The following is a 19,816-nucleotide window of genomic DNA, read 5'->3' as shown; positions in this document are numbered from 1 at the left end:
TAACGAAATAATTTTACATCTATATAACCTTAAAAAAGTCAAATATTCGATCCTTAGTTATTCGAAGATTTAATTTCATACAATAATATGAAAGTGGAATATCAACAATTAATAAGGAAATAAGCGCAAATGGTAAAGATTGGGAAAAAATAATTATAGCTCTAAAAGCAATAATGCAAGTAATATTTAACAATAAAAAATACCATCCGAGCTTTGTATGATTATTGGTAGACATCAATACTACACTACTACTGTACCATATATTACCAAAAAATACACTCAACAAAAAGCTGAACATGATTCGATAATCAAAAGTAATTTTGTTGTGCAGCCAAATTGAATATATATACGGGCCTATTAACAGAAGGACCGCGCCAATAATCAAAGTAACTCCAATTGATATAAATAGCAATTTCCGATTGAGACTACGCATCATTAAGTAATCTTTATTTCCATATGCTATCGAAAATTCAGGCCAAATAGAAGCATGAAATATTCCTATAAAGCTTTTAATAAAATTGCAGAGCGTCCTAGTAGTATTAAACAGGATTAAAATTTCTGCAGAAAAATTTCTTGCTACCATTAAAGTCAATCCTTGATTCATAATAGCATAACCTACCGGAAAAGCCATAAAACTCAATGATGGTCCGCTTGTCTCTTTTATAAAACTCCATTCAAAATCCTTCAAATAGAACTTATAATTAAAGTATTTTGGTATATCAGATATCTTGTAACCCCATACTAACAATTTTGGTAAAACAAGCAAAACTGAGACTGTAGAGAAACTCGAGTTGAAATATAAACAAATAAACATTATAACCAATTCAGCAAATTTAGCTCCATCTTCCAAATAGAAGGCTATATAAGTCTTTTTTACTGATCGATAAATAGCATTAAAAACAGCACTAAATTGCGCTGTAATAATCTGAAAGAATAGAAAATAAACTACAAAAATTATATCTTTATGTGGAGTTACCCTCGTACCAAGGATGGAAGAAATATCAAAAAATATTATAAATACTGTCAGGCTAATTATACATACAATACTAGCAAAAATTAGAAGTATATAATTATTTGTTAAATATTTTCTACATTGATCAACCCTTCCTTCTGTGAATGAAACAACAAATTTATTTGCAATTACATCATTGAAACCAACATTTGACATTGAAAAAAAACTCATGATGGTAGATAAAATAATCCAATCGCCGTACTTATCTACTCCCCAAAATCGTATAAATAATGGTATAAGTGCTACTTGATTAAACAAGTTAACACCTAAGCCAAAAAATCTGGAGATAATATTTTTAAGAATATGTGCATTCACGGAATAAAAGATATAAGATCAAGATAAATTAAATTTAACATAAAGTATGATAAGCTTTTTATGACCTTAGCAAATCACTTTCTACCATCTCTTTTACCAAAGCTGCCAAATCATACTGAGGCTGCCAGCCTAATTTTGTTTTGGATTTTGTTGGATCCCCTATTAATAAATCTACTTCTGTAGGTCGGTAATATTGCGGATCTACACGCACGACGACTTTACCAATCTCAAGTTGATACTCAGGGTTTGAACATGATTTTACCTTTGCAATTTCACATTCTTCTGCACCCTCAAATTCTAGTTCAACGCCAACTTCTGCAAACGCCAAACGGACAAAATCACGAACAGAAGTGGTGACACCAGTTGCAATCACATAGTCCTCCGCAACATCTTGTTGTAGGATACGCCACATTGCCTCCACATAATCCTTAGCATGCCCCCAATCACGTAAAGCATTTAGGTTTCCTAAATACAAGCAGTCTTGTTTACCTAATGCAATAGCCGCAGTAGCCATTGTAATTTTGCGTGTCACAAAAGTTTCGCCGCGGCGGGGTGATTCATGATTAAACAATACGCCATTACATGCAAAAAGATTATAAGCCTCACGATAATTCTTGGTTATCCAAAATCCATAAATTTTTGCTACACCATAGGGAGAACGTGGATAGAAAGGAGAGTTTTCATCATAAAAACCTCTTTCGTTTTTATTCTCTTCTAAACCTCCATACAACTCAGACGTTGATGCTTGATAAATTCTTGTTTTTTTCTCCAATCCTAAAATACGTACTGCTTCTAAAATACGTAACGTTCCGATACCATCGACGTTAGCCACATATTCTGGAGAATCAAAAGATACCTTCACGTGAGACATCGCTCCAAGATTATAAATTTCATCCGGTTGTACTTCTTGTATAATACGAATAATATTCGTAGAATCCGTTAAATCACCGTAGTGCAATTTAAAATTAACATTTGCCTCATGTTGGTCCTGATACAAATGGTCAATACGTTGCGTGTTAAAGGATGAAGCTCTCCTTTTGATACCATGTACCATGTAGCCTTTTTCCAACAATAGTTCTGCCAAATAAGAACCGTCTTGGCCTGTAATTCCTGTAATTAATGCTGTTTTCATATTTATTATATTCTCGTCTGAGCATTGATATAAAGAGCGCATTATATCAATAGGTTAACAATCTTATAGTTTTACTTCTTTATATTGTCCTTCATTTTCTAAGAACCAAGCATAAGTACGCTCTACTCCTTCCTTTAGCTCAACTTGATGTTTCCATCCGAGTTTATGCATTTTGGAGATATCCATCAATTTACGTGGAGTGCCATCTGGTTTAGAACTGTCCCAAACAATCTCTCCGGTATGTCCTACGACTCTCTGAATCAATTCGGCAAGATCTTTAATCGTTAAGTCCTCTCCAGTACCAACATTATACAAATGCTCTGGCAACTTATTTTCTAAGGCAAAAATCACAGAAGCTGCCATATCATCCACAAATAAAAATTCACGCATTGGCGTACCGGATCCCCACAGTGTAACCGGTTGATTTCCGCTTAACTTCGCCTCATGAAACTTACGGATCATTGCAGGCAATACATGGGATGATTTTAAATCAAAGTTATCATGTGTACCATACAAATTTGTCGGCATTAAACTCACATAGTCTTTTCCAAATTGCTTACGAATGGCCTGGCAGGTTTTTACACCGGTAATTTTTGCGATCGCATACCATTCATTGGTAGGTTCAAGGCTATCGGTTAAAAGGTAGTCTTCTTTTAACGGCTGAGGCGCAAACTTGGGATAGATACAGGAAGAGCCCAAGAAAATAAACTTGTCAACGTCACTTTTCAAAGCGGTATCAATCAAATTATTTTGGATCTGCATATTTTCCATTAAAAACTGATACGGAAAATCATTATTGGCCAAAATCCCCCCCACACGAGCAGCGGCATCAATAACAACTTCCGGCGACTCCTCCTTAAAAAATGCTTGGACGGCCACCTGGTCCCGTAAATCAAGTTCTGAGCTCGTTTTTCCAATAAGATTGGTATATCCTTTCGATTCCAATATTCTCCAAATAGCTGCACCCACCATTCCGCGATGACCAGCAATATAAATCTTTGTATTTTTTTCCATCAATAACGTTATTTCAACTAATCCAATAATTTAGATTGATGCTTCTCTAGCATATTGTAAATTTTCTTGACGTCTTGAGATTTTTCCTTCTGTATAATCAAAAATGCATCTTTGGTATGGACGAATATCGCTCTCTTAAGACCTACAAACCCCGTGAAAATATCCGTTCCGATTACTATATTTCCTTGATCGTCTTTTGGGTAGCCGCTATCAATAAAATAATCGTACAACGATTCAAAAGAACCCAAATCGGACCAGTCAAAACTTGTCGGCACAACCCGAATTTTTTTAGAACGTTCCATTACAGCATAATCTACTGATATCGAAGGTATAGCTAAAGACAAATCTTCATCTAGAAATCCTTCTTTAGACGCTTCCCATACCGCCAGCGCGCGCTCATAAACAACCGACTCATATCTTTTCAATTCTTCCAAAAAAACAGAAGCTTGGAAGCAAAACATCCCGGAGTTCCATAAAAAGTTACCTTTTTCGATAAAATCTTCTGCCGTATCCTGATTGGGTTTTTCACGGAAAGACTTTACCTCATCGCCGTCAAATTCAATATAGCCATATCCAGTCTCAGGGCGCGTAGGGCGTATACCGAAAGTTACAATAAAACCCTCCTTAGCCTTTTCTATCCCCTCCTCCATTGCACTCCTATAGGCCTCATCACCTGCAATCATATGATCGGAAGGCGTTACAATAAGGATATCTTCTGGATCTACACTAAAGGCCGCAAAAGCAATTGCCGCTGCTGTATTACGGGGAGTAGCTTCAACAATATTTTTATAAGGCAGTCCGCAGGTCACCATCGCCTTATGACTCAAATGCGTATTATCTTTGTTTCCAACCACAATAACGCGTTCAGCAACCTGTTGATTGCGCTGTACGGTCATTTCAAATAGTGATTTGCCATCAAATAAGCCTAAGTATTGCTTTGGGCTATGCTTGCGGGAGAGTGGCCACAAACGGCTACCTATCCCCCCTGACAAAAGAACGTGTACGATGTTCATTAGGATAATCTTCTTTAATAGTTATTCAATAAATTATTCACCAATTGCATAATAGTCAAAACCCAAAGCGTCTAATTGTTTGCGATCTAACAATTTTCTACCGTCAAACACAAAAGCCGGCTTCTTCATCTGTTGCTTTATTTTGGCCCAATCATACGATTTGAACTCATCCCATTCAGTTAAAATAGCAGTGGCATGCGCGTCCAAAGTGGCTTCATAAGGATCGTTAACAACTGTTACCAAACGGCGGTTTTCTTCAGGCGAACGTGTGCCCAAATAATCCAAATCTTTATACACCTGCTCTGCAGGTACTTTTGGATCATAAACCACCACATGGGCCTCTTCTTCCAACAAATGGTCTGCTACATAAATAGCTGCTGATTCACGGGTATCATTGGTATCTTTCTTAAAGGCCCAACCCAAAAACGCGATCTTTTTACCATTGACCGTGTTGTACATGGTCTGAATGATATTTTGCGCAAAACGTGCTTTCTGATGATCGTTTAAAATAATAACCTGCTCCCAGTAATCGGCTACAGCAGTTAAATTGTAAGAACGGGCAATATAGACCAGGTTCAAAATATCTTTTTGGAAACAAGAACCTCCAAAACCGACAGAAGCCTTTAAAAACTTAGGGCCTATACGGCTATCGTGACCAATGGCACGCGACACCTCATCCACATTGGCTCCTGTGACCTCACACAGTTCTGAAATAGCATTAATAGAAGAAACACGTTGCGCCAAAAACGCATTGGCAACCAGTTTCGCCAACTCAGAAGACCATAAATTGGTCGTTAAGATTCGCTCACGAGGTACCCAAGCTTCGTAAACCTGCACCAAGGCCTCAATCGCTTCTGCATCCTCGCCTCCGATCAATACACGGTCTGGATTGTGCAAATCAGTAACAGCTGTACCTTCGGCCAGAAACTCAGGATTGGATAAAATATGAAAATTGACACCATTACCAGTATTGTCCAAGATGCTTTTTAAGGCAGCAGCAGTACGAACTGGTAAAGTAGACTTCTCGACAACGATTTTATCGGACTTGGCAACAGCCGCAATCTGACGAGCGCACAACTCGATATATTTTAAGTCTGCCGCCTGTCCTTTGCCCTTACCGTAAGTCTTCGTGGGTGTATTGACAGAAATAAAAATCATATCGGCCTCGTCGATGGCTTTTTCCACATCCGTAGAAAAGAAAAGATTTCGTCCACGTGCTTCAGCCACTACAGCATCCAAACCCGGCTCGTAAACCGGTAACTTCTCCAAATCAGCATCATTCCAGGCAGCAATACGTGCCTGATTGAGATCAACTACTGTAACTGTTACATTTGGATTTTTCTGTGCAATGACCGACATAGTAGGACCACCTACATAACCCGCCCCAATACAGGTTATTTTCTTAATTTCTTTCATTTTATCCGTTTCCAATTAGTTTTCTATTATTTTCTAGTTCTTTTTATCTTCATTTTGAGGCAAAGTGCCTGTTTTCTCATACAGGACAATCATTCCCTGCCTTTTTTCGCCAACTTCGGTATATACGGTCACCTTCTTACCAAGTATTGTGCCAGCTTTTAAAGCAGCTTGCTGTAAATACGCTAAATTTAGTTCATTTCCTTGCACCAATACCTCAATATGCCCCGAATCCAAACCCTGCGCATAGTCACCCAACAGTGCCACTTCCTCCACATCGCCAGCACGCTCAAGCACTTTGTCCACAAAAACTTCGATCCCTAAAAAATTATGAATCAATCCTTGAAGCGAAGTAAAAAGTGAATGCTTAATATTGGCCCGGTAATAAATTTTATGTTCATTATCCTCGCGGATCAAATAGCCTGCTTCGGTGAGCTGATTGAGCTCTTTGCGAATAGAATTAGTCGACTCCTTAAACTCATCTGCTAACCCGCGCAAATAACCTCGGTTGCCTGCCGAAACAAAAAATTTGATTAATAACTTTAAACGTGTCTTGGATGTAATTAAGGTATCCAACATTGGAATAGCATTTAAGTTGAGTAACAAAAGTACTCATTTCAAGTTGTAGCTCCAAATTAAATTAGTATTAACTACCTGAGAATTTAACAATAAGCACATAAACTCCACGTGGAACATAACAAGAAAATAAAGAAACCCCGGCAAGCAGGGTTCCTTTGAGTTAAATAGGTATGTAATATGGAATAAAAAACACGTAAATTACTTATTTATTAAATCTCCCGGCTTTTCGGGATGATTATGATATACCCCCATCATGGGAAGAACAGTACTAAATGCTTTCTTTTCCCCATTCTGATAGCTTACCACCGCATTCACACGAACCTTATACTTGGTCAAATCAACGCGCTCGGCTTTATCAGAAGCAATACGAAAACGTACAGATACTTCGGACGAGGTTTGCTGGTGTGCTTTAAAAGGTAATACGAGCATCTGCTGCAGCCTCACTTCAACCTTTTGATCGGTAGAACGGACATCTTTTACCACAATATGAAGCACGCCATCGTGAAACCGCTCGGCTCGAAACACCAACGCGCCATGGGTCGAACTGAACCGCCCGCTATACTGTCCCGGATGTTCCTGAAAACGGTAGTAAACACTTAACGAGACATCATTTGACTTCTTTCCTGAAGCAAAAAACTTAAATAGGGCAAACATAATCGCAGCTAACAGAGCTATATATAAGTAAATCATAATCGAATAAATACTGTATCGGAATCAACATATGGTCTGCATTCTTTCTAAATATTAAATGCGGAAAGCAAAAATAAACACTAAATACCCTCCAAAATAGAGACCCTAGGGTCTTATTTACAATTAGGAAAATAAAACCTTATTATTTATTGAAAAATAATGCAATTTTGTTTTGCTATATGAGACCAAACATTATAATCATCCTATTACTGCTGCTGAGCATAATCGCCACTCACTATGGGATGGAAGCAATCGTCTCACATAAAAGCGCTATCCTAAGCACCTATATGGCCAGTGAATCTCCTATAGTCATCGCCCAGGAAAAAGAAAACCAAACCGATCCCATCTATTATTACACCAATAAACAACTGTTCAAACCGCTCGCAGAATTCAAACCGGCAAAAAGCCAGGATAAAAATAGCTATTGGTTAAAAAAAGTAATTTCTCTGGATGAAAATGCCTTAACGGGCGATTATGTGCTGTCATTTGATAACCTAACGTTTGTCGACATGGCGCTCATCGGTATGGAAGGACAAATCATCGAGCGAAGGAGCGCCGGCTTATTTCGTAAAAAAGCAACGCTATCCCCTAAAGGAGGGCGTGACCATTTTAATATTCATTTAGACAGCAAGAAAGTTTATACCATTTTACTGCGGGTCAAGCACATTAAAGGCTATACCCCGTTTTATGACTTCCGCTTACAAACACAGAAGGACTACCTGAAGAAAGTGCAAGGCATCAATCTTACCCATGCTTTTATGGAGGGAGCCATTATTGTATTGCTACTGTACATAGCTTTTGCATGGCTCGTTTCGCGCTATAGGCCTTATATCTGGATATTTTGCTTTTTACTATTTATCGGATTTTATAGTTATGGGCTGCAAAATCAATTTATAGACATTTTCTTTCCCAATAATCCGCAACTTGGATGGAGCCTGGTATCGGTATTTAGAAATCTGGCGGGGATTAGCTTCTCACTGTTGACAATTGCCTTCTTAAATCTCAAGAAAATAAGCCCCCAATATTATAAGCTGATGCTTGGGCTCATTCTGCTGGTCGTAATGACGTCTATATTCAACTTTATCAATAACTATTGTTTCGCCAATTTTAAACAGAGCAATTCGATTAACCTCTTTGTCGGCGTGGTATATGTCCTCTTCTTTTCGAACTTATTCATATCGCTCTGGAAAAAGATAGACAGGATCCAGCGCTTCCTGATCTACTCGGTAATTTTTCTCGTCATCGGCGTCAGTATACTGATTTATTGCGGATTGATCTTGAAGGAACAGTCCATCCAATATGTGTCCATCATGACGCAGTTTATTGTTTTATGCATCACCATGATCCTCTTGATAGGAATTCGGCTGAAAATACGCAAGTCTGAACTGGAACATCACCAAACAACCGAAACCATTGTACTGGAGCGGACAGCAGAGCTCAAAAAAGCCAATGATGCCCTCTATGAGCAGCAGATTCAATTGCTTCAGAAAAACCATTATATCGAAACCCTCATTGATGAGGTCAACCATCGGGTTAAAAACAACCTCCAGCTGCTGTATAGTTTAGGGAGCCTGTGCCGCTCCGATCATGGCAACCAAAATATGCAGCCCATACAGTCCATGCAGGACCGAATACATGCCATGATGCTGGTAAACCAATTGCTGGTGTACAATCAGAATAGTCAGCTGAAACTGAATATTTTAGTAGCGGAAACTGTTAACTACCTGAGACAAATGCATGATCCCGAAGAAACGATAGCGATCCAGGTTGATGTTAGCCGAGACTGGCTGGTCACCACCCAAACCTCTATTCCCTTGGCGCTCATCATTACGGAGCTTTTGACAAATAGCTATAAGTATGCTTTTCCGAAGGGTACAGTCGATTCGCCGGCGATTTACTTGAGTATACGCAAAAATGAATGGGGAACGACCATGCGGTTTGAGGATAATGGCGTCGGTGCGAAAGCTCCTGCACCTACAGCTTCGTTCGGAATTGGCCTTGTAAAGGACCTGACCAGGCAGATCAAAGGAACAGTGACCATTCATCCGGAAAACGGATTTAAATATTTAATTGAATTTAACAATATCATATGAGCCTAAAAGTATTAATTGTAGAAGACGAAATGATCATTGCCCGATTTATTGAATATCAATTGCATTCACTTTACACCGGTCTGGAGCTACACATTGCACTTACTGTGGATGAAGTGGATCAGTATATGGAACAAAACACACCCGATTTGGTGCTCTGCGATATACAGCTCAACGACCGGCTGGATGGTATTGAATTAATGGAGAAATATACAGCAACGAAGCATTTCAGTCTAATCTTTATCACTTCTTATCAATCTAAAGGTAGCATAGATCGCGCAGCTGCCCTCCGTCCAGAAAACTATATCATTAAGCCATTGGGAGAAAATCGCCTCTATGCAGGCACGCATATGGTTATCCGCCGCCTGCAGCAACAAAAGGTTAAAAATCAGACCGTGGAAAAGCTGAAGACGTTGACTCCAGCCGAGTTAAATATTCTTAAACTCATTGCGCTCCGACATACCACCAAATATATTGCCGAATCATTATTCCTCAGTCCATATACCATCAAAAATACAAGACACCGCATCTGCCGAAAACTTGATCTCAATGAAGAAAATAATGCCCTATTATCTTGGGCGATCGAACATCAGCATCTGCTTAAATTTTGAGACAAAAAAAAAAGGGTTTGCAATGAAGCAAACCCTTTCCCATAAAATAAGAATTACGCAAATTATGTCGTCTGATCAAGTGGATCTTTGGATTGATAAAGCTCCCCGATCTTCAATACGGTACTGAATGTTTTTGGTTTACTTTTTCCAAAATTCAACACACCCGATACGCGGATTCCTTTTCCTTCCAAGGTGCTGAGTTCTCCTTTCTTTTTGAGCAATTTAAAGCGGACGGATACGTCTGATTTCCCTTCTTTTTTCTTTTCAAAAGGCACCACCACAATCTGTTCCAGATTAACAAGCAAAGCAGGATGACTGGGTTTGACCTCTTTGATCACCAAATTTTTAAGTGCGCTGTCTTTGGGTTCCGTACGAAAGACAAAGACGCCGCTTTTTGTCCGATAGTCGCCGCTATACTGCCCCGGTCTGTCCTGAAACAGGTAATTGACCTCCATCGAAACAGCCTCGTTAAAGAGCTTTTGCTTTTGTTTTTGTTTTGTCTTTAAGATTAGATAAATGGAACTCAAAACAAGTACCGTAAGTGCTATAAAAGTTGCCATAATAAAATAGTTAATGAATAGGAATAGGTGAACCCAAAAATAAGGTAATCGTCTATAGCACACGAAAATGGGACGGGGACAAAAAGGGGACAATTACAAATCAGACCTTAAAAGGGCAAAAAAGGCCTATCCGAGGAACAGGCCTTTTAGTGATTTCAGCTGTTATACTAGCTCAACTAATTGACAAAAAACGGGCGTATAATTCGAAAATTGAAAATATTGGCGCCCATTAATCAATCAACTTCGACTGATGACGTTCTAACGTATTGTAAATCTTTTTAACATCTTGCGATTTTTCCTTTTGCAATACCAAGATCGCATCTTTGGTATGAACAAGTATACTATCGCGCAAACCTACAAATGCAGTATAGATATCCGTACCGATAACCATATTACCATGCTCATCTACAGGGTGACCTGTCTGCTTCAAGTAATCGTACATCGATTCAAAAGAGCCCAAATCTGACCATTGAAAGCTGGTAGCAACAACGCGAATTTTCTTGGAGCGCTCCATCACGGCATAGTCAATGGAAATCGATGGAATATCTTTCGAAAGCTGAAGATCGAGCTCGCCATTTTGACGATGCTTCCAAGCGTTATAAGCCGTTGCATACACTTTAGGCTCAAAATTTTGAAGTTCGGCCAAAAAGGTATCTGCCCGAAAACAGAACATGCCCGAATTCCAAAGAAAATTGCCACGTTCAATAAAGTCTTCTGCCGTATCCTGGTTTGGCTTCTCACGGAAAGACAATACTTTGTCCTCCTTATATTCTATATAGCCATACCCGGTTTCAGGTCGGGTTGGCTGAATCCCAAAGGTAACGATATAGCCCTTATTCGCTTTTTCAACGCCCTCTTTTATGGCCGCAGCATACGCTTCATCTCCTACAATGACATGATCAGACGGTGTAACCACCAAAATATCGTCTGGTTGCGCCGCAAAGGCAGCAAAGGCAATTGCAGCAGCCGTATTGCGCGGGGTTGCTTCAACAATATCGATGTAATCGATCTTATTGTTTTCCATCACCTCTCTACTCAAGGTATGATTATCGCGATTTCCAACCACAATCACCTGTCCACACAACGTTTGATTGCGCTTTACGGTCATTTCAAACAACGATCCATCCTTAAATAGCGAAAGATATTGCTTCGGGTAACTTTTTCGCGAAAGCGGCCATAGACGGCTGCCTACACCTCCGGTTAAGACAACATGTATAATATTACTCATATTAAATTAGTGTTTCTCAGCTTCCTTATCTGCAACAACCCGGCGTAAACCCTCACTGGAGAAACGGTGTGTGCGCTTATTGTAATAGATCTCAATATTTTCTTCCACACAGTACTTACGGCCAGAGAAATCTTTGTCGCGATATTCTTCCCCGATAATACGCATATCGATCGGCAGTGCTTTTATGAGGTCAATCAAATCTTGCTCGGTCTCATAGGGAATGATTTCGTCCACATAGCGACAGCCTTCCAATTGAATATAACGCTCCACAATAGTTTGGGTTGGCTTGGCCTTCTCTGGAAAGACCTCTGATGGGTCGGTATTAAGACCAATAATCAAATAATCGCAGTGTCTCTTTGCTTCTTCAAGCATCATGATATGTCCGGCATGCAATAAATCAAAGACGCCAAAAGTAATTCCTATTTTCATGTTTTTTTAATAGCTGATGAGAACTTAATTAGATAGATTTCAATACGGTTTCCTTGTCCGAATTCGCTTGAGCTACAATACGACGTAAGCCTGAACTAGAAAAGCGATGATCTCGACTATTGAAATAAAGTTCAATTCCTTTTTCCTCACAATATGCCCTTCCCGTAAAGTTCTTCTCGCGGTATTCATCCCCAACAATACGAACATCAATATTAAAAGACCGAAGAATATCTTCCAAATCCTGTTCTGTAGCATAAGGCACGATCTGATCTACATACTTACAGCCTTTAAGCTGAATATAACGTTCAACGACGGTTTGTGCTGGCTTGTTTTTCTCTGGACGGTCAAGTGTTGGATCTGTCTGCAATCCACAGATCAAATAGTCACATTGTCTTTTGGCATCTTCGAGCATTTTGATATGCCCTGCATGGAGTAGGTCGAATGCACTGAAGGTAATACCTATGCGCATTCCCTTGGCTGGGATTGTTATCATCATCAAAAATATGGATATAAAATTTATTAATAAAACGGCTATATTAGCTACTCAAAGATATAAAAATATCAAACTTAGCGTACTTTTTACACCGGATTTAAAACAGATTTAACGTAAAAATCATGCCAAAGAAGGAATATCGGCGTGCCGCAAATACAATTGCGCACAAGCACGTGCGTCAGAAAGCGCTTCGTGGTGATTAAGTTCGATACCAAGTACCTCACAACAGGCATTTAAACGGGCAGGTTTAAATCCTTTCCCTTGGTAAATTTTAAAGGTGCATTCCCATTTTTCCTGCAAACCAAGTTGGTCGTAAGGTAAATTGTAATAATTCATGGTTTTACGAAGCACTCCGCGATCAAACAGCTCATTATGTGCGACCATAATGCGATTATTAATAAGCGGATAAATACGTGGAAAGATCTCTTTAAAAGTAGGAGCTTGCGCGGTATCCCTCGGGCGAATACCATGCACCCGTGTGGTCTGCCACATGTACTGATTTTGAGGAGGCTGTATTAGAGAATAAAATTCATCCACAATAATTCCATGCTCAACAACGACCAGCCCAACGGCGCAAGCCGAGTTCTGATTTGCTGTAGCTGTTTCGAAATCTATTGCAGTAAAACTTAATCCTGATTGCATATTCCCCTCTTCTAAAGTTGAGGTAAAATTAACACTTTTTTAATTCTACCCAAACTCCGCGTGCTAAATCAGACGCCACGTTGCATTAAGGTGCCTGAAACCTCTTTTTGCGGCATTTCAATAACTTTTGCTTCTGATGCCAAATTAACCTGGGGTGCAAAAGCTTTTTTCCTCCTTCTATGCGCTTTAAGCTGCTTTAATCGACGGTGACGAATGGCATAACGCTCCTCCCCTTTGATATAATAATTATTGAAAATATGTTGCTTCCAGGTAAGATAAAATGCACTTAACGCAGACAGTACCGTGATGGCAAAAGCCCACTGTACCGGTGCCCCAAACTGTACAATATAAATAACAGAAGCCCCAAGGCCTAACTGAACAAGGCCATATCCTACAGAGACCAAGAGGCTATTATACCCCACTTCGTTACTTAACATATGTAACAAAAACGTGCGGTGTGGTTCGAAAATATGATAGCCCTGATAAACACGACGTGCTACTGACCAGCCAATTTCAATACCGTATACGCCAAGAAAAAGAATATAACTAAAATCACCTGTTTTCAAGATGAGTTTTCCCAACGCAAATAATAACATAAAAGATAACACAGCAGGCCCCACATCCCCGGCAAAACACATCGCTTTTTTTCGAAAGTTGAAGAACCCAAAGACCACAACTCCCAATAACGTATAGATAAGGAAGTCCTGCTCGATAAAATTGATCTTGGTATTTACGTATGTTAAAAGCCCTCCCATAACCAAAGTGCAAAAAGCAGTCATACCGTTTATCCCATCCATAAAATTGTAGGCATTGATTACACCTATCGTAAAGACAAAAGCCAATACCAAATAATACCAAGGATAGTTAAAGACACCAAACTCGTACACCATAAGCAAAACGGACACAAAATGTACAGCTAACCGCCAATTTGGATGTACACCCCTGATATCGTCTAGGAAAGAGATATAGGTTAATAACGTTAAGCCTAAAAAAAACCAAGGATATTGGTAACTGGAGGAGATAAAATATATAATCGAGGCGGCATAAAAAATAACACCACCGCCGCGTATGGTGATCTTCGTGTGCGAAGAACGTTCGTTGGGCTTATCAATAATATTAAACTTAATAGCAATCCTCAGATACAATAGCTCTAACAAAAAAAGGATTATCAGCGTAAAAATATAAGTCATAAAATATAATTAGTGAGTCAAATAAAGCCGTACAAATATAAAATTATTTTTTCTGTTTTTACTTAACGTTAAATATAACAAATATGCTACACTATACTTTAAAAGTATTTCCATAATAATCAGACTCTTGCGCTATATAACATATGTAACAAACTTATTTTAACGGAAATAACAGTTATGGACACTAAAATGTTTTCTTTAAAAAGAATAACTTGTCCGCTATATCTTCCCACACAACTCTTTGCTGGAAATGCGTTATGATAAATTGACGCCCATTAATTCCATGTTGCTTTCTAACGTCCAAATTATTTCTGTAAAATTTAATTTTATCTGCTATATCTTTTGGATCATGCGTAATATGCAGACCCGTTTCGCCCTCTACAATTGCATCTACGCAACCCGTGGCTTTCGAGGTTAAAACCGGTAAAGACATCGATGAAGCTTCCAAAATCACTGTAGGAAATCCTTCTCGATATGAAGGGAGTACCAAGATATCCATTAAGCAATAGTAAGGAGTAACATCTTCTATAAAATCTATATGGATTATACTCTTTAAATTGCCAATCTGAGCAAGAATACGCTCTGGTACAGCATCTCTCTTTTCAAAAGGTCCAATAAGCACAAGTTTCATTTTATTATCACCAGCATGAACTAACTGCCAAGCCTCTATTAAATCAATTATTCCTTTATCCCGCACCATCCGCCCGACAAATCCAACAACGAAATCTTCATCATTAATACCTAAGGATTGACGAATAAATTGAGCCTCCTTTGCTGCAACGGAGTTAAATCTCGAAAACCTATCAATATTCACCCCATTGCAGGTTCCTTTTGATAGTAAGATGCTCTTAAGCTTATTTTTTATGCCATCGGTTTCCGCTCGTGCTGCAACAGACGGACTCACATTTACAATTGTTGTCGCAAGACGGCAAGTAAGCTTTTCAATAGCAATCAATATTTTCCTAATTGGGCCTTTGGCTGTTTCATAGACGAGGCCGTGCCTAAAGTAAACCCTGTTTTCAACACCTGCTAGATAAGCTGCCATCATGGCTATCATTGCGCCTTTGGGTGTATGACCAAACACATGAGTAAAATGATTTTTTTTAATCACTTTAAAAAGTTTCCATACTGCTATGGCATCCCCTAAGGGGCTAAAGCTTCGTGTAATAGGAATAACAAAATATGGTATGCACATTTTCCCGAGGTATTTTCTCAAAAAGCTGGAATCCGGACAAGCCACATATTGATCAACATCTCTTTCCTTAAAATAACCGAACTGCTCACCTATAAAAAACGGCAGGGCAAATGCATCATTTACAACCTGAAGTAATCTAATTTTTGACATATTATGATAATCAGATTCCCCTATTTATCTTGTATACTCACTAAAATCCTTATGTTCAACCTTTTCTAGCTGTTCTTTAGTTAATGAACGGAAATATCGGTAGGTCAATTTCAGGCCTTCTGCACGGTTAACCTTTGGTTCCCAACCAAGTAATTCTTTGGCTTTTGAGATATCTGGCCTACGCTGTTTGGGATCGTCCTGGGGGAGGTCTTTGTAAACAACCTTCTGGTCCGTGCCTGTTAATTTGATAATTTCTTCAGCAAATTGTCCAATTGTAATTTCGTCAGGATTGCCAATATTTACCGGATAGGCATGATCTGATAAAAGTAATCTATAAATTCCTTCGATCAGATCATCTACATAACAAAATGAGCGTGTTTGAGATCCGTCGCCAAAGATCGTTAAATCTTCACCTCTCAATGCTTGCCCGATAAACGCAGGCAACACTCGCCCATCATTCAATCGCATACGAGGCCCATAAGTATTGAATATCCTTACAATTCGTGTCTCTACACCATGAAATGTATGATAGGCCATCGTCATCGCCTCCTGAAATCGCTTCGCTTCATCATATACTCCCCTTGGACCAACAGGATTCACATTTCCCCAATAGTCTTCCGGCTGCGGGTTCACCGAAGGATCTCCGTAGACCTCCGAAGTTGAAGCGATTAAGATTCTGGCGCCCTTCGATTTTGCCAGTCCCAACAAATTATGTATTCCCAAAGAGCCTACCTTTAAGGTTTGAATGGGAATCTTTAAATAATCAATCGGACTTGCAGGTGATGCAAAGTGAAGAATATAATCTAGCTTACCAGATACATGTACAAATGTGGAAACATCATGATTATAGAATTCAAAATTTTCGAGCTTAAATAAATGCTCGATATTACTCAAATCGCCGGTGATTAGATTGTCCATACCTACAACGTCATAACCCTTTCCAATAAACAAATCACATAAATGCGAGCCTAAAAACCCTGCTGCTCCTGTAATTAAAACTCTTTTACTTTCCATTATTTTGTTCATATTACTTTATTACATCCGACGACCACGATATACGTATTCGCCTACTATAGTTTTCAACTTGTTACTCCACGATTAATTAAAAATTCATCGTTTACCATTTGTTGATTGTGTTGAACAGTTCCCAAAAGATACAGGTATAGGAGTACCAATGGACTAAACATAACTACTACTGAATTAAAGGAGATAGCAACAAAAAACAATAATAAGAGATAAAGAAATCTAATTCTGAAAAAGAAATAGAATAACATAGCGATATAGGCGAATATAGGAAATATCCCCAATTCGATAAAATATTTTAACCATCCATTTGATTCACCCGCCTCTGAAATGGTCTCGATAGTACCCGGACCATAACCGACAAAAAAACGGATCAAGTCCATGTTTTTGATTAAATTGAGTGATACTTCAATACGATCACTCCGATCTTCTAACGATGTATATTTATCATAATTGTCAATAAAATCATTCAAGGAAGCTAGGATAGGGCTCCCAAAAAAGAGGGTCACAATCCCAAATATACCCAAAATCAACAGAATGATTTTAAAAATGTTTGTTTTCAGTTTAATAATATTGAACAGAAAAAGTACAAAAAAACATAGAGATACGAGCGTAATAGAAACTAGCATAGATAGCCAGGCCCCAAGTGAAAATGTTAATAAAAAAGCGACAACACTCAGTGTAAAATATTTTTTATAAAACTTAGAAAAATTTTCTTTACGAAATAAAACCCAAAAAATATTAAGACCATGAAAGAATCCGAGATAACTTGGTTCAGTCATATACCACACCGGGCGCCCGAGTTTGAATATTAACAAGTCTCTTTCCGATATAACGCCCAATAAAGGGTTAAAAAAAGTGTTAAATTCAGAATAATTACCCAAGGTTATTGCAGGGTACCCTATTCTTCCTAAAAAATTAAACACCAAAAAGGAAAAACAGGTTGAAAATAGCGCAACTTTTACGAAAGTATCCCAAATTTTGAAAATAAATATAGAATCACTGTCCGACAGTTCAATCGTTCTTAAAGCCACGATTATAAAAACTGAAAAAAGTAACAAAAAAGCATTAGAAAAAATATAAGAACCTAGAATGGCCCAGATTGCCAGTAGACAAACACTCAAGCCTGCAAATAAGAAGACGCTAGTATTTGTCTTCTTGTTATTTAATTCAATCATAAAATAACAGCCTAACACCCCTAAAATCGGTAAATAACGTGTGACTTTAGGAAGTAATACGTCCGATAACATTGGGCCATTTGTAATGACTACCAAGAATATCAGAATAATAAAGGCTCTTATTAAGTGAATCTGTCTCATCTAATGAAAACTTTGTAACATACTATTTTAAAATACACGAGTAAATAAGCTAAATTTTTCCACCATACTGAAATACTTAATGTAGGAAATGCATCTTTAAAAACCAGAAGCAACTTTTTGTTACCTTCCAATAAGGACTTGGAAATATTGGAGGCATGAACACGGTAATATGTCTCCACTGACTGCAATACGCCAAACTTGCCCATCTGACTTAGTTTTAACCATAAATGATAATCTTCTACCGCTCTAAATCGATGATCATCTTTGAACGCCTTTGCTTGGATAATATTTTTTTTGCGCGCCATGACAGACGAATATGTGATATAATTCGTAAGAAAAATCATTGTATTAAAATTTTTCTTCGGTAACCATTTTAGGTTCCTTTCATTCAATGGCTTATTGTTTGAATCGATAGTCCGACGATTTGTTGCACATAGGATGTATTCTGGGTGTTCTTCCAAAAACACAAATTGTTTCTTTATCTTATCTTTTTCCCATAAATCGTCATCATCACAAAAAGCAATATATTCGCCGTTACATTTACTTAATGCTAAGTTTCTGGGTTTAGCAGGATATCCACAATGCTCGGTAAAGCAATAGGATATCGAATATCCAATTTCTTTCAACTCATTGACATGCTGCTCCACATCAGATTCATATCCATCTGATGCCACCACAACCTCAATATTATTAAAATTTTGGCTCAAAACAGACTGAAGTGTCTCTTTTAAATAATTCAGTCTTTGGTAAGTAACTACAATGACCGATACCAGTCCTTTTATTTCATCTGCCTGTGTTCCCATTCGATTGTTTTTATGATACCTGAATCTAAATCAAGTGGTTCGAAACCAATAAAACTTTTTAATTTTGTTATGTCCAAATGAAAAAAACCAACATCCGTAACCTTGGATTCCTGATAACAGATTTTGACATTTGGAATTATAGTGCTAATCTTTTTTAAAATTTCATTCAGGCTGACAGATTGCCCCGCCCCAATGTTAAAAATTTCATTTTTGACCCCTTTATAAAATAATTCCGAAATCACTTTAGCAATATCTTCTACAAAAATGTAATCCTTAGTTTGGTCCCCGTTGCCCCAAATACTTATAGGGATTCCTTTCAACGCATTTCGAATCGCAATATTAACAATTCCTTGCTTTGATGAAGTATGATATTTACCGAAGGGGTTTGACAAACGCAAAATCAGATAATCGAGGCCAAAGAGCCTATGGTAGAGTTGGATATAATTCTCGACCGTAAGTTTAGCTATTCCATAAGAACTAATGGGATGGCATACATGTTCTTCGTTTAAAATTTCCTTCGAGTTGCCATACACCGCTCCTCCAGAGGATAAATACAAAAGCATATTGCAATGATATTGCTTCATCACATCCATCAACTGTATCGACGGTACAACATTTTCGTAAATGTCCTGAACATTTGTGTCTTGGGCTGCAGATGGTACTGTTGTATTTGCAAAATGAAATACCGCGTCAAATTGAAACTTCGAGAATATCGAAATTAAAGTGTTTAAATCAGAAAAGTCACCCTCAAAGTATTTCACACGTTCTGAAAATGGTCGTTGTTTACCCAATTTACGGCTCAATACAACAATTTCGGATGGAACTTCAATACCGCTGTAGGCGAAATAATCAATTAAATTTCTGCCAATAAAGCCATCCCCTCCTATTACAAGAACTTTATTTATCATCATACAA

General features: G+C 38.3%; 20 protein-coding genes. 2 read left to right on the top strand and 18 right to left on the bottom strand.

Annotated elements, in window-relative coordinates:
• Positions 1–19: 19 nt before the first annotated feature.
• The 7 genes from B4Z47_RS15775 to B4Z47_RS15745 all read right to left on the bottom strand — a co-directional run bounded on the left by B4Z47_RS15775 (position 20) and on the right by B4Z47_RS15745 (position 7,168).
• The gene (locus tag B4Z47_RS15775) at positions 20–1,327 is read right to left on the bottom strand and encodes a lipopolysaccharide biosynthesis protein (RefSeq protein ID WP_286727577.1); all 1,308 of its coding nucleotides are present in this window, start codon (positions 1,325–1,327) and stop codon (positions 20–22) included.
• Positions 1,328–1,385: 58 nt separating this feature from the next.
• Positions 1,386–2,459 carry a GDP-mannose 4,6-dehydratase gene (gene gmd, locus B4Z47_RS15770; RefSeq protein ID WP_286727576.1) on the bottom strand — a complete coding sequence of 358 codons (1,074 nt, stop codon included), beginning with the start codon at positions 2,457–2,459 and terminating at the stop codon, positions 1,386–1,388.
• 63 nt (positions 2,460–2,522) lie between these two features.
• Positions 2,523–3,473 (bottom strand): GDP-L-fucose synthase family protein, encoded by a 951-nt coding sequence (locus B4Z47_RS15765; RefSeq protein ID WP_286727575.1) that lies wholly within the window; start codon positions 3,471–3,473, stop codon positions 2,523–2,525.
• 17 nt (positions 3,474–3,490) lie between these two features.
• Positions 3,491–4,486, bottom strand: a complete 996-nt coding sequence (locus B4Z47_RS15760; protein WP_286727574.1) for a mannose-1-phosphate guanylyltransferase — start codon at positions 4,484–4,486, stop codon at positions 3,491–3,493.
• Between the two features lie 33 nt (positions 4,487–4,519).
• Positions 4,520–5,902 carry a nucleotide sugar dehydrogenase gene (locus tag B4Z47_RS15755; RefSeq protein WP_286727573.1) on the bottom strand — a complete coding sequence of 461 codons (1,383 nt, stop codon included), beginning with the start codon at positions 5,900–5,902 and terminating at the stop codon, positions 4,520–4,522.
• Between the two features lie 33 nt (positions 5,903–5,935).
• Positions 5,936–6,478: an ArsR family transcriptional regulator gene (locus B4Z47_RS15750; protein WP_286727572.1), complete on the bottom strand. Its 543-nt coding sequence runs from the start codon at positions 6,476–6,478 to the stop codon at positions 5,936–5,938.
• 198 nt (positions 6,479–6,676) lie between these two features.
• Entirely contained in the window at positions 6,677–7,168 is a 492-nt protein-coding gene (locus B4Z47_RS15745) for a hypothetical protein (protein WP_286727571.1), read from the bottom strand.
• Positions 7,169–7,347: 179 nt separating this feature from the next.
• Between B4Z47_RS15745 and B4Z47_RS15740 the strand changes: the two genes are divergently transcribed.
• Positions 7,348–9,261 carry a 7TM diverse intracellular signaling domain-containing protein gene (locus B4Z47_RS15740; protein WP_286727570.1) on the top strand — a complete coding sequence of 638 codons (1,914 nt, stop codon included), beginning with the start codon at positions 7,348–7,350 and terminating at the stop codon, positions 9,259–9,261.
• On the top strand, positions 9,258–9,869 hold the full coding sequence (locus B4Z47_RS15735) for a response regulator (protein ID WP_286727569.1): 612 nt from the start codon (positions 9,258–9,260) through the stop codon (positions 9,867–9,869). The genes B4Z47_RS15740 and B4Z47_RS15735 overlap by 4 nt, the downstream gene beginning before the upstream one ends.
• A gap of 62 nt (positions 9,870–9,931) precedes the next feature.
• On the opposite strand, the gene B4Z47_RS15730 is transcribed toward B4Z47_RS15735, so the two are convergent.
• From B4Z47_RS15730 to B4Z47_RS15680, 11 genes are all read right to left on the bottom strand, one after another.
• Positions 9,932–10,429: a hypothetical protein gene (locus B4Z47_RS15730; protein ID WP_286727568.1), complete on the bottom strand. Its 498-nt coding sequence runs from the start codon at positions 10,427–10,429 to the stop codon at positions 9,932–9,934.
• Between the two features lie 229 nt (positions 10,430–10,658).
• Positions 10,659–11,657, bottom strand: coding sequence for a mannose-1-phosphate guanylyltransferase (locus B4Z47_RS15725; protein ID WP_286727567.1), 999 nt, complete (start codon positions 11,655–11,657; stop codon positions 10,659–10,661).
• A 6-nt stretch (positions 11,658–11,663) separates the two neighbouring features.
• Positions 11,664–12,086, bottom strand: a complete 423-nt coding sequence (locus B4Z47_RS15720; RefSeq protein WP_182983049.1) for an adenylyltransferase/cytidyltransferase family protein — start codon at positions 12,084–12,086, stop codon at positions 11,664–11,666.
• Between the two features lie 28 nt (positions 12,087–12,114).
• A complete protein-coding gene (locus B4Z47_RS15715; RefSeq protein ID WP_259655417.1) occupies positions 12,115–12,582 on the bottom strand; it encodes an adenylyltransferase/cytidyltransferase family protein in 468 nt (155 codons plus the stop codon).
• A 117-nt stretch (positions 12,583–12,699) separates the two neighbouring features.
• On the bottom strand, positions 12,700–13,221 hold the full coding sequence (locus B4Z47_RS15710; protein WP_286727566.1) for a 3'-5' exonuclease: 522 nt from the start codon (positions 13,219–13,221) through the stop codon (positions 12,700–12,702).
• Between the two features lie 68 nt (positions 13,222–13,289).
• Positions 13,290–14,378: a UDP-GlcNAc--UDP-phosphate GlcNAc-1-phosphate transferase gene (locus tag B4Z47_RS15705; protein ID WP_286727565.1), complete on the bottom strand. Its 1,089-nt coding sequence runs from the start codon at positions 14,376–14,378 to the stop codon at positions 13,290–13,292.
• Positions 14,379–14,595: 217 nt separating this feature from the next.
• Positions 14,596–15,756: a glycosyltransferase family 4 protein gene (locus tag B4Z47_RS15700; RefSeq protein WP_286727564.1), complete on the bottom strand. Its 1,161-nt coding sequence runs from the start codon at positions 15,754–15,756 to the stop codon at positions 14,596–14,598.
• Positions 15,757–15,780: 24 nt separating this feature from the next.
• A complete protein-coding gene (locus B4Z47_RS15695; RefSeq protein WP_286727563.1) occupies positions 15,781–16,770 on the bottom strand; it encodes a UDP-glucuronic acid decarboxylase family protein in 990 nt (329 codons plus the stop codon).
• A gap of 65 nt (positions 16,771–16,835) precedes the next feature.
• Positions 16,836–17,306 carry a hypothetical protein gene (locus B4Z47_RS15690; protein ID WP_286727562.1) on the bottom strand — a complete coding sequence of 157 codons (471 nt, stop codon included), beginning with the start codon at positions 17,304–17,306 and terminating at the stop codon, positions 16,836–16,838.
• A 788-nt stretch (positions 17,307–18,094) separates the two neighbouring features.
• Positions 18,095–18,901 carry a glycosyltransferase family A protein gene (locus B4Z47_RS15685; RefSeq protein WP_286727561.1) on the bottom strand — a complete coding sequence of 269 codons (807 nt, stop codon included), beginning with the start codon at positions 18,899–18,901 and terminating at the stop codon, positions 18,095–18,097.
• Positions 18,877–19,812: an NAD-dependent epimerase/dehydratase family protein gene (locus B4Z47_RS15680; protein ID WP_286727560.1), complete on the bottom strand. Its 936-nt coding sequence runs from the start codon at positions 19,810–19,812 to the stop codon at positions 18,877–18,879. Before B4Z47_RS15680 ends, B4Z47_RS15685 begins: the two co-directional genes overlap by 25 nt.
• Between the last annotated feature and the right edge of the window lie 4 nt (positions 19,813–19,816).

This window comes from Sphingobacterium sp. UBA2610 (genome assembly GCF_002339225.1).
Classification (GTDB): Bacteria; Bacteroidota; Bacteroidia; order Sphingobacteriales; family Sphingobacteriaceae; genus Sphingobacterium; species Sphingobacterium multivorum.
The sequence above is the reverse complement of the archived record's forward strand: the minus strand, read 5'-3'. Positions and strand labels throughout refer to the sequence as shown.